General features: G+C 66.1%; 11 protein-coding genes and 3 pseudogenes. 7 read left to right on the top strand and 7 right to left on the bottom strand.

Annotated elements, in window-relative coordinates:
* Window positions 1-100: 100 nt before the first annotated feature.
* The 3 genes and pseudogenes from P3H15_RS44070 to P3H15_RS44060 all read left to right on the top strand — a co-directional run.
* Window positions 101-187 (top strand): annotated as a pseudogene (locus tag P3H15_RS44070) (TetR/AcrR family transcriptional regulator); the annotation flags it as partial.
* Window positions 188-341: 154 nt separating this feature from the next.
* The gene (locus P3H15_RS44065) at window positions 342-926 is read left to right on the top strand and encodes a hypothetical protein (protein ID WP_276143061.1); all 585 of its coding nucleotides are present in this window, start codon (window positions 342-344) and stop codon (window positions 924-926) included.
* Between the two features lie 131 nt (window positions 927-1,057).
* Window positions 1,058-1,720: a TetR/AcrR family transcriptional regulator gene (locus P3H15_RS44060; protein WP_276143060.1), complete on the top strand. Its 663-nt coding sequence runs from the start codon at window positions 1,058-1,060 to the stop codon at window positions 1,718-1,720.
* A 303-nt stretch (window positions 1,721-2,023) separates the two neighbouring features.
* Here P3H15_RS44060 and P3H15_RS44055 read toward each other — a convergent pair whose 3' ends face one another.
* A complete protein-coding gene (locus tag P3H15_RS44055) occupies window positions 2,024-2,674 on the bottom strand; it encodes a hypothetical protein (RefSeq protein ID WP_276143059.1) in 651 nt (216 codons plus the stop codon).
* Window positions 2,675-2,962: 288 nt separating this feature from the next.
* Between P3H15_RS44055 and P3H15_RS44050 the strand changes: the two genes are divergently transcribed.
* Both P3H15_RS44050 and P3H15_RS44045 read left to right on the top strand, forming a co-directional pair.
* The gene (locus P3H15_RS44050; RefSeq protein ID WP_072950613.1) at window positions 2,963-3,226 is read left to right on the top strand and encodes a BrnT family toxin; all 264 of its coding nucleotides are present in this window, start codon (window positions 2,963-2,965) and stop codon (window positions 3,224-3,226) included.
* On the top strand, window positions 3,216-3,452 hold the full coding sequence (locus P3H15_RS44045; RefSeq protein ID WP_072950616.1) for a type II toxin-antitoxin system BrnA family antitoxin: 237 nt from the start codon (window positions 3,216-3,218) through the stop codon (window positions 3,450-3,452). Before P3H15_RS44050 ends, P3H15_RS44045 begins: the two co-directional genes overlap by 11 nt.
* Window positions 3,453-3,773: 321 nt before the next feature.
* Here the strand turns inward: P3H15_RS44045 and P3H15_RS44040 are convergent.
* Window positions 3,774-4,055, bottom strand: a pseudogene (locus P3H15_RS44040) (ATP-binding protein); the annotation flags it as partial.
* Window positions 4,056-4,243: 188 nt separating this feature from the next.
* On the opposite strand from P3H15_RS44040, the gene P3H15_RS44035 reads away from it, so the two are divergent.
* Window positions 4,244-5,455, top strand: a complete 1,212-nt coding sequence (locus P3H15_RS44035; RefSeq protein ID WP_276143057.1) for a tyrosine-type recombinase/integrase — start codon at window positions 4,244-4,246, stop codon at window positions 5,453-5,455.
* Complete coding sequence (locus P3H15_RS44030; RefSeq protein WP_276143056.1) at window positions 5,452-5,829, top strand: hypothetical protein; 378 nt, start codon at window positions 5,452-5,454, stop codon at window positions 5,827-5,829. The genes P3H15_RS44035 and P3H15_RS44030 overlap by 4 nt, the downstream gene beginning before the upstream one ends.
* Before the next feature lie 35 nt (window positions 5,830-5,864).
* On the opposite strand, the gene P3H15_RS44025 is transcribed toward P3H15_RS44030, so the two are convergent.
* From P3H15_RS44025 to P3H15_RS44005, 5 genes and pseudogenes are all read right to left on the bottom strand, one after another.
* Window positions 5,865-6,812, bottom strand: a complete 948-nt coding sequence (locus P3H15_RS44025) for a carbohydrate kinase (protein ID WP_072950623.1) — start codon at window positions 6,810-6,812, stop codon at window positions 5,865-5,867.
* A complete protein-coding gene (locus P3H15_RS44020) occupies window positions 6,812-8,215 on the bottom strand; it encodes a sugar porter family MFS transporter (protein WP_276143055.1) in 1,404 nt (467 codons plus the stop codon). Before P3H15_RS44020 ends, P3H15_RS44025 begins: the two co-directional genes overlap by 1 nt.
* An 87-nt stretch (window positions 8,216-8,302) precedes the next feature.
* The gene (locus tag P3H15_RS44015; RefSeq protein WP_275957909.1) at window positions 8,303-8,518 is read right to left on the bottom strand and encodes a hypothetical protein; all 216 of its coding nucleotides are present in this window, start codon (window positions 8,516-8,518) and stop codon (window positions 8,303-8,305) included.
* 227 nt (window positions 8,519-8,745) lie between these two features.
* Window positions 8,746-8,856, bottom strand: a pseudogene (locus tag P3H15_RS44010) (shikimate 5-dehydrogenase); the annotation flags it as partial.
* Between the two features lie 667 nt (window positions 8,857-9,523).
* The gene (locus P3H15_RS44005) at window positions 9,524-10,168 is read right to left on the bottom strand and encodes a Clp protease N-terminal domain-containing protein (protein ID WP_276143054.1); all 645 of its coding nucleotides are present in this window, start codon (window positions 10,166-10,168) and stop codon (window positions 9,524-9,526) included.
* Window positions 10,169-10,563 lie beyond the last annotated feature (395 nt).

Here is a 10,563-nt window from a genome sequence, read left to right as displayed (position 1 = left end):
GATGATATCGTCAGTCAAGAAGTTCTGAGGAATTCGTCAATATTGATGACGCGCGGTAGGGTGGGCCGCGTCCGACGGATCAGGAGATGGGCACCCAGGCGTGACCGAGCAGATCACCGATGCACCGAACCGCCTTGACCGGCGTAAGGCGCCTCCCCGCGCCGCGCCTGTACGCGGAGCCCAGTCGGCACCGCTCACCTCGACGCCGACTGCTTCGACGACACCAGGACAATTGCGGACCGCATCCGAGTGGCGGACCAGGAGCGACCCGCAGCCGCGGCCACACCGCACGCCAGAACGTCGCGGGTAGACCCGGCGTAGATGGGATGCAAATGGCTGGAATGGATTTGGTGCGGCGCTTGCTCGGACAAGGCAGATTCGAACCGATTCGCGTGGTGACCGACGTGAGCGGGGGCGGCGAGGCGAATCGGGACGAGATTCCCGTGGAGCAGGTCGTCGCGCTCCTGCGGGAGCGTGTGTACGGCGCGATGACGTGTTTGGCGACGCTCGCCGTCCTCGTCCGCTATACGGCTCCCGAGACCAGCTCATGGTCTCGGCTCCTCGATGTCGCGGTGGCCACCGGCGGGCTCTGGGCGGCGAGCCTGCTGGCCGACTGGGTAGCGCACCTCGGCGCGCACCACAGTGCTCCGCGGGGACGGGCAGCGCTGCGGATGCTGCAGGCATCCGGCCAGATTGTGGAGGCCGCGGTCCTACCCCTGCTGGTATTGGTCGCCGCCGCCCTCGGACTGCTGGGCGCATCCACGGCGATGTGGATCGCGATGTGGATCCTCGTCGTCGAACTCGGGATCATTGCTCTGCTCGCGGTGCGAATGGCCCAATTGCGTTGGTGGCAACAGCTGTTCACTATCGCGGGGTTGTCCGGTGTGGGCGTGCTTGTGGTCGGCGTCAAGATTCTCGCCCATTGAATTTAGGTTGGACCGTGTGGCTACTTCTCGCGGATTGGAGTGACTGGCTGCGTTTGAGGAATTCGTCAATATTGATGACCTGTCGGTAGTGTAGGGCAAGATCGGACGGATCAGGAGAAGGGCACCCAGGCATGACCGAGCAGATCACCGATGCACCGAACCGCCTGGAACGACGCAAGGCGCGTACCCGCGCCGCACTCGTACGCGCAGCCCAGTCCTTCATGGCGGCGGGGAACCTGACCGCCCCGATCCTCGAGATCACCCAGGCCGCAGATGTCGGAATGGGGTCGTTCTACAACCACTTTCAGACCAAGGAGGAGCTCTTCCACGCGGCCGTGGAGGAGGCACTCGACCGCCACGGCGCGATACTCGACGAACTGACCGCCGATCTGGACGACCCTGCCCAGATCTTCGCGCAGAGCTTCCGACTGACCGGACGCCTGCATCGCCGGAATCCCGAACTGAGCAAAGTTCTGCTCCGCGACGGGCCGAGTCTGGTCAGCTCGGACAAAGGTCTGGCGCCGAGAGCTCGCCGAGACATCGAGGCAGCCGCCCGTGCGGGCCGGTTCAGCGTGCGCGATCCCGAACTGGCCCTGACGATCACAGCGGGGGCCGCACTCTGTCTGGGTCAACTGCTGCACGACCACCCCGAACGTGACGACGCGGAGGACACCGACCTCGTCACCGAGGACCTGTTGCGGATGTTCGGCGTCTCGGCCGACGAAGCCCACGAGATCTGCCGACGACCCTTACCCGACGCCGACGATCAACCCCACGGCGCAACCGCCACATAGCGTGTCCGCGTCGTCGGGATGCGCGGACCGGACGCGTCTCTCCAATGCCCGGCTGGCCGTGCTCGGACAGCGGAGTTCGCCCTGCTTCGGGAGCACTTCCCCGAGCCGCCGAGCTGTCCGTCCGCAGCCCGAGGTTCTTCGGGCCGTTGAGGACCGTGTGAGCAACCGGCCGCGCGAGATGCTCGACTGGCGCTGCTAAGGCCGATCGTCGGGCGAGCCACATTCAGGATCAGCCCTTCGCGGAGATCGCCTCCGATTGGATCGTCGCTGCGGCAACGAATGCGCCCGCGACAGTCACGGTGTTCACGACGGATCGTCGGGAACCGCCCACAGGCCCGAACCGGACCGTCGGTCGGTGTCGGGGATCAGTGCCCGGAGCTGGGCGGCGTCTTCGCGGAGCGCCTTCTGCAGGTGGGGTCGGACGTCCTCGGCGACGTCCGGTGGTAGCGGGCAGCCGTGGTGTACGAGGTCGGCGGTGTTCTCGATGAGCCGCGCCGCTCGCAGCAGGAGCGGCTCCGGCACCCAGACGGTGGGGCGATCCCCGTCGTGGTCTCGGGTCAGGACGCCGAGGGTGGAGATCAGAGCCATCGCCGCCACGGGCTCGTCGGGATCCTTGTCGGCGCCGGCGAGAGCAGTGACCTCGACGAGGGCGGCGATCGTCGCACCGAGGGTGGGCAGGGGCATGGGTATGGTGCGGGGCAGGGTCAGCAGGTCGGCGCCGGGTGCCTCTTCTTTGATGCTCAGGGCCAGGTCGCGGGCGAGGGTGCGCAGTGTGTCGTGGTCGAAGTACTGGCGGGCGGTGCGTTCGGTGATGCGCATCTGTTCCGCTACGGCGGCGACTCGGTCGGTGAGCAGGGCCTCGAGTCGGTCGGTGGGGACGGTCAGACCGATGCGTGCCAGCTCCTCGCCGAGGGTGGACGCCGTGGTGCTCACCCACGATGATGGTCGCGGCATCGGGGCCTCCTGATCTGAGCGTTCCACCACACCTGGTCTGTCTACCAGTCCGCCCGCGGTGGCGGCGGCAGGCGACTGGAAACGTCAGGACCCGGACCCACCCCGCGGTCCGCTCCAGTGCGAAGTGACGGGTGCGCCGGGGGAGGTCACCGATCGATCGAGGCTCCATTCGCTGGATCAGCTCTGGTTCCGACGGCGCCGGTGTCGAGTCGTACGTTTTAGTTTCCGGCCTGAGCTGGCGTGGGAAAGCGGGGAACTCCTCCAGCCAAAATGGTATAGTTTCTATACATGTCTGGGTTTGAGTTCGATCCGAACAAGAGCGAAGCGAACCTGGCCAAGCACGGCATCGATTTTCTGTCGGCGCAGGCATTGTGGCGAGATCCGCACCGGCTCGAGGTGCCCGCGAGAACTACGGATGAGCCGAGGTGGCTGGTGATCGGTGTGATTGACGGAAAATGGTGGTCCGCGGTGGTGACCTATCGTGCGGACCGGACCCGGATCATCTCGGTTCGGCGCTCACGTGATGGAGAGGTGGCGCTTTATGAGAGCTGACGAGTTCGACGAGCGTTTTGATGCCGGCGAGGACGTGACGTTCGCGCTCGATACGGCCAGGGCCCGGCGCCCGGGCGAGGAGCAGCGGCGTGTCAATGTCGACTTCCCGGCGTGGATGATCGCAGAGTTGGATCGTGAGGCGACTCGTCTCGGGGTTACCCGGCAGTCTCTGATCAAGGTGTGGATCGCCGAGAGGCTCGAACGCAACGGCTCAACGGCCGCCTGATCCTGCCGCGGTGGCGTGGCGGTACCGAGGGCTCGATCGGTGGACTCGGCTCGGTGGTCTCGGTGTGGGGGCGGGAGTTCCGTCGTCGCGAGTTGGCCCCCATATGGGCGAAGGCGCCTATGTCGGTGCGCATTTCGATTTCCTGGTCGAGCACCGGCGACCGGGTGGGGGAGTCGGATCGGTTCACCGCGGATGATCTGGTTGCGGTGACGTTTTCTGTCGGCGGGAGGTCCCGCCGAGGGCGCCGCGGGCGATCCTGGTGTCGCTTGTCAGGGTGATGGGACCACCTCGTTGCCACGAGCATGGGACCACCCGAAGGTGTCATCGAGCATCGACCTCGCCTTCTGAACTGTCAACCACGCCATGCCTGGGGCGGGTGCGTTGCCGGTGGGGCGGGCCCTCGATGACGAGGGTGTGCGCCGAGGAGGTGAGGCGGTCGATCGCCGACTGCGCCAGCAGGGCGTCGGTGGTCATCGACAGCCACTCTGGGGCCCTATTCGAGGAGACGATCGTCGCCTTGCGGCGATGGCGCTCCACGACCAACTCGTAGAAGTCGTTGGTCTCGGTGGCGTCCAGGGGCCGCACCGCGAAATCGTCGAGTAATCCCGATGTCGGGATTACTCGATTTATCCCGACCCCGGAATTATCCCGATACGGGTATCGAAGCGGCGGCATTGATGCAGGTGAGGAGCATCTTCGGATAGATCCGGATGAAGTCGGGTCGGGATAAGCCCGCGTGTTCCTGGCTCCGTCGGTGGGGCAGGTTGCTCCACCGACGGAGGAGGTGTCCGGTGGGCACGATTTCATGGTTGCGTGGTGCGGGACCGCTGGTGCCGTTCGCGGTGGGCTTCGAGGAGGAGTTGCGCGGACTCGGGTATCGACCCGGCGCCATCCGGCACCACATGGTGTTGATGGGGCAGCTCGATCGATGGCTGACCGGCGAGGGTCTTGCGGTCGAGGACCTGAGTATTGCTCTGGTGGAGGGATTCTTGGCTTCGCGGCGGGCGAGTGGTCGTCGGCGGGTGCCGACGGTGGTGACCGTGGCGCGCCTGTTGGAGTATCTGCGGGACCTGCAGGTGGTACCGCTCGAGACGCTGGCGACGCGGACGAGTCGTGACGAGATGTTGGTCCGCTATCGCCACCATCTGATTGTTGTGCGGGGACTGGCCCCGACCACGATTCGACGCTACGAGCGGTTCGCGCGCCGATTCCTGGCGGGTCGGGCATCGCGTACCGGAGACGAGATCGGTATCGGGAATCTGACCGGCACGGAGGTCGCGGAGTGGATGCTCGAGGCCGGTTCGCGGCTGACGGTCGAGTCGGCGAAGCGAGAGGCCGCCGATCTGCGGGCGCTGCTGCGCTTTCTGTATCTGGACGGGGCCCTCGAGACGGACCTGGGTGGCGCCGTGCCGCCGGTGGCGAGCTGGCGCGGTGCCCGATTACCCGCGACGATGAGCGCCGCCGACGTGGACACCCTGTTGGCCGGGTGCGATCGCCGCATCGCGAGTGGACGGCGTGACCGGGCCGTCTTGATGCTGCTGGCGCGGCTGGGTCTGCGCTCCGGGGAGGTGGTCGCCCTTCGGCTCGGCGACGTCGACTGGCGGGCCGGGGAGATCGTGGTGCGGGGCAAGGCCCGCCGCCACGATCGTCTCCCGCTGCCCGTCGACGTCGGTCAGGCCCTCGTCGATTACCTCACCGACGGGCGCCCGGTGTGCGGGTGTCCGCAGTTGCTGCTCACCCTCTACGCGCCTCCACGGCCCCTGCACCCGAGCACGATCACCGGGATCGTCTACCGTGCGTGTCGGCGAGCCGGCCTGGCACGGGTCGGTGGTCACCGGCTCCGGCACGCGCTGGCGACCGAGCTGCTGCGCCAGGGGGCCGATTTGATCGGGATCGCCCAGGTGCTGCGTCAGTCGGATCTGGGGACCACCTCCGGCTACGCCAAGATCGATCGGGCCGTGTTACGCACGGTCGCCCAGCCCTGGCCCGGGACACGGCGATGAGCGCGCTCGCCGAGCAGGCCGAACAGTACCTGCGGCTGCGTCGAGCCCTGGGACACCGGCTCGATGAGGCCGCCCGACTGCTTCCCCGCTTCGTCGCCTACCTCGACGCGGCCGGCGTCACGACGATCACCGTCGACGTGGCCCTGCAGTGGGTGCAACGTCCCGATGCCGATCCCACCAGTTCGGTGTGGGCGCGGCGGATGACCGTGGTGCGCGGCTTCGCCCGCCACATGTCCGGCATCGACCCCGCCACCGAGATCCCCGGGTGCCGAGTTCGCCGCGGACGTTGGCGGGGGTTTGGCTGTGCCGGAGGAACAGCAGTTGCACGTCCGGTGATTCCTCTCGTGAATGGGGTTGTGCATCAACGCCGGTAACCAAGCATGGCGTCCTCGGTGACCGCGACGATCGTTCAGGTGAGGGCCGGGTCGAGCGCGTGAAGCGCATGCACTTCGGCCCGGGAGGGCGCGTACGCGCCGGATCGACTGACCGTCAATGCACTCGTGTGTATCGCGCGGAGCAGTGCGGGTTGGACATCGGGCCAGTCCGCAGCCGCGAGTCGATCCCGTGCTTGGGGTGAGCCGAGCAGGCCCGCGTCGAGTAGTCCGGAGATTAGTCCGGCCATGAAGGAGTCCCCGGCGCCGACGGTGTCGCCCACGGTGACCGGTGTCTGGTCGATGTGGAGCATGTCCCGGTTGTGTGCCAGTCGCGCGTAGGCGCCCCAGGATCCGCGGGTGACGACCACCATCGCTGGTCCTGTCTTCACCCACCGCCGCATGATGTTCTCGACCGGCACGCCCGGGTAGAGCCAGTCGAGGTCCTCGTCGCTGGTCTTCACCACGTCGGACAGTGAGACCAGGTGCTCGACGCGGTCGACGACGGTGTCGGGCGAATGCATCAGTGCGGGACGGATGTTCGGGTCGTATGACACGGTACCGAGGAGCCGCATCCGTTCGGCGGCGACGACCACCGTGGAGCCGCCTGGTTCGACGGTGGCGGCGATGCTGCCGGTGTGCAGATGCCCGAACGGTTCCAGGTCCGGGAGTTGCGGGACCGCCCAGTTCAGGTCGAACTCGTAGTTTGCGCGTCCGTCCGCGTCGATCCGGGCGAACGCGACCGACGTCTTGTGTGCGGAGTCGGTTCCCGGCGTGATCTGCACGCCGGCGGACTCCGCCCACTGTCTGAGCAGACTTCCCCGGGGGTCTTTGCCCCAGTGGGAGCAGATGCTGGCTGGGTGGCCGAGTGCGCCGAGTCCGACCGCGACGTTGAGCAGGCTGCCGCCGACGTGTTCCTGGGTGGACGTTGGCCTGGTGACGACGTCGATCAGTGCTTCGCCGAGGCTGAGTACGCGGCGGGTCATCAGTGAGCCCGTACCGCGGTCGGCTGGTCCGGGCCGTGGTCGAGTGCGACGCCGAGCTTGGCCTCCATCTCCTCGAGCGGCACACCTTTGGTCTCGGGCATCACCTTCAGCACCCAGATCAGCTGACCGACCATGGCGAGGAAGAAGATGCTGAACGCGGCGCCGGCACCGAGGGCACCGATGATCGGCGGGAAGGCGAACGAGGTGATCGCGGCGAACACCCAGTGGGTCAGGCTGCCCAGCGACTGCCCCTGACCACGGATCCGATTCGGGAAGATCTCCGAGAGGAATACCCAGATCACCGAGCCCTGGCCGACGGCGTGGGCGGCGATGAATCCCATCAGCCCGATCAGCACCAATATCGACGACGTAGAGGTGAACTCGCCACCGCGCGCATTTTCGTAGTAGAACATCACGGCGGCAAGGAATCCCAGGGACATCAGGTAGCCGATCGAGCCGACGATCATCAGCTTGCGCCGGCCGAGCCGGTCGATCAGGCTCAGCCCGACCATGGTGGCGACCAAGTTCATCGCGCCCACCCCGACGCTCATCAGGAACGCGGCGTTCGTGCTGGCGCCGGCCTCCTGCATGACCCGTGGCGCGTAGTACAGGACCGCGTTGATGCCCGACAACTGGTTGAAGACGGCGATCGCGACGGCGAGCAGGATCACCTTGCGGTGCCCGCGCGTGAAGAACGGCACCCTCGTCGTGTTCGCGGTGGCCGCCAGCGACTCCCGGATCTCACTCATCTGGAAGTCGACGTCGGCTTGGGTGGCGCACAGGCGCTTGCTCGTTGCGGTTGCGTCGTCCCATCGACCATTGGCGGCTAGCCAGCGCGGCGTTTCGGGAACGGTCGGCAGCATGAGGACGAACACCAGTGCCGGAACGATCATGACGCCGAGCATCCAGCGCCAAGCATTGTCGCCGGGGACCGCCGCGCGGATGACGGCGTTGGATGCATAGGCGATGAGGATGCCGAGCACGATGTTGAATTGCACCAACCCGACCAGGCGTCCTCGGTTGGCCGCGGGGGCGATCTCGGCGGTGTAGATCGGTGCACAGACGCTGGCACCACCCACGCCGATGCCACCGATGAACCGGAACAGCATCAGAATTTCGACGTTCGGGGCCAGGGCAGACCCGACGGCGCCAAGAACGAAGAGGACGCCGATCACGTAGAGCGCCTTCTTGCGGCCGTACCGGTCGGCCGGCCGGCCGGCGACCAGAGCGCCGAGGATCGTCCCGATGAGTGCGGTGGTGACGGTGAAGCCAAGCTTGGCATCGCTGAGCGCGAACACCTGCTGGATCTGTTCCTCCGCACCGGAGATGACCGCGGTGTCGAATCCGAAGAGCAGCCCGCCGGTCGCGGCGACTATGGCGCTGCGAACAACTATGGGTTTCACGAGAGATCTACTTTCTCTTGCGGTTGAAATATCATGGAAAAGAAGGATTTCCGTGCACAGCGCGATGGGTTGGGCACACACACGCCATCAGCGAGAGGTCGAGGCGTGGCGCATACGGGGAAGGTGCTGGTCATCTCGGGGGCGGCCAGCTGGCCGGAGCCGATGGCGGCGGCGAAGATCACGCCCGTCGGCCGCGGCGATCACCGCGGGGTCGCGTGGCTCGGAGCCAGAAGCGCCCTGCGTCTCGACGTGGATTTCGTGACCGCTGCGGGCGGCACCCTGCTCCAGCGATTCCGCCGCCATGTATGTGTGTGCGATGCCCGTAGGGCACGAGGTTGCGGCTACGAACTTCATGTCATGCGCCTTTCCTAGCGGTTCGCTGTCGCAGCCGAGGCGAGGACCGATCGAGGCTGCCCTGCCTGATCCTGCGCCGCTGTAGCGATGAGCCTGCGGACAGTTATAGCTGTGACGTGGCTCTCATGTCAACATATACGGGCCTAAACACACACATTCGGGCACCAATGCCCAGATCAAAACAACACACCGAAGTGGTTGGCGGCCTGCAGTGCGATCACCTCCGCGCCGGTGCGAGCCGGAGTTCCGGGCGCGCGCGCCGTCTGGATGGGCGGAGTCTGTGATGGCGCGACTGTCTCCCCGAAAGCGTCAGGCGCGCGCGTGAAACTGTCTGGCACGGAACAGGATGCGGTCGGCGGGGCGGCTGCCACCCCACCGCCTCAGTCCGCACAGCTCGTTGGTGTTGGGCGATGTCGAAGACTCCCGGGCGCCGCGCTGACCGCATCCGGCACGGACTCGGCGACCCGGATGGGTGGCTTGCCCGGCAGCTGGACGAGAAGGCGCGCGCACAGGTCCAGCGGGCAGTACCTCGACGACGCTTTCACGGGATTCTGTTGGCTCTAACGAGCGGGTGCTGGACCCGATGACGGTTGACCGGTGCGCAGCTTCTACCCGTCACAGTCCTTGTAGTCGGCCTCCCCGAAGAGATCTCAGCGCTCCGCGTGTTCGATGTGATCGCGTGGATGGATGGCGAGAACCGGGGTCTCGGACAGCGCGCTGACCAGGAAAGATGACACGTCCCGGATGATCCTTCACCTCCGACTGAGCCTGCTATTCGGGTTGTTCGGTGTCGAGGGCGGCGGTGATGCGGTCGTGGACCGGAGGTTTCGATGTGCTGGCCGGCGGTGCTGGGCGGCTGCCTGGGCGCGGGCGTTTTCGTCGTTGTTGAGCCGGATGGGGATGCGGTGGGTGGGGCCTGGGGTGGGCTGCTGGGCCAGCTCGCGCCGGAGGTGCTCACGCATCTCGCTGATGGGCAGGGGCAAGGTCGGTGAGGATGTGAGCGCCGGTGGAGGCGGGGTCGTCGAGCAGGGCCAGGAGGAGGTGGTCGGTGCCGACCTCCTCGTGCCCGAGCAGGGCGGTCTGGCGCAGGCTGCCCTCGATAACCTTCTTCGTCTTCGCCGGTGAACAGGATGTGCCCGGCGGCCGGGGCGGAGCCCGCCGGGGCGCTGACGCCCTCGAGCTTGCTGTCGAGTGCCGGCGCGACACCCATGAGGTCAGTGCTGTCGCTCCGGGGCCGCCGGCGTCGAAGATCCCGACGAGCAGGTGTTCGGTGCCGACGCCAGTTCTGGTGGTGGGCGCGGGCGGCGCTGGCGGCGAGGACGACCACCTGACGGGCTTGATCGGAGAATCTCTCGAACACCATGACGCACTCCCTCTCCAGGCGTCGCCGCGGGCGACGCGATTCACTGCTGAATTCCCTGCTGCCCATTCTGGGCGCAGGTGGTTATGGGTGGCATCGACGACGTCGGCACTCGCGGGTGTAATGGTGCTGTGACCTGGTGTGATGACATGTCCCCGGTTTGTGATGTGGGAGTGCCGGCGAGGGGAGTGCCGGCGTCGGGGGTGGGGGTCGACGGGCGCGCGGGGTGTCTGTTTCATCCGTTTTGAAGGCGTTTTTGAAAGTTGCTTGTTATCAATATGTTTGGGTAATTATTTGATGGATAGATATTTATGTGTGTTCTGCACAAATATTAGCTTGTAAGGTTCGTAATCGGTTGTTGATCAACTAGTTTGGAGGTTTTATTTATTTTGGACTGGTTGGAGGTGTGCGGAATGTGGGTGGTATGCTGTGGGTATGACATCGAGTGGCGCGGGAAAGCTGGGGAGCTGGCGCACCCGCCGACGCCCCAGCTTCGTTGGGCAGTGGGGGACCGGATCCAAAGTGACGATTAAATACCCTGATGAGAGCCTAATTTCGGAAACTCAGAGGAGCGAAGCGACTCGATCGACGGCAATGGGAATTGGCCCACTGCGAGCCGCGCAGCGGCTCCCGG

This window comes from Rhodococcus sp. T2V (genome assembly GCF_029269925.1).
In the GTDB taxonomy this organism is placed as follows: Bacteria; Actinomycetota; Actinomycetes; order Mycobacteriales; family Mycobacteriaceae; genus Rhodococcus_F; species Rhodococcus_F koreensis.
The sequence above is the reverse complement of the archived record's forward strand: the minus strand, read 5'-3'. Positions and strand labels throughout refer to the sequence as shown.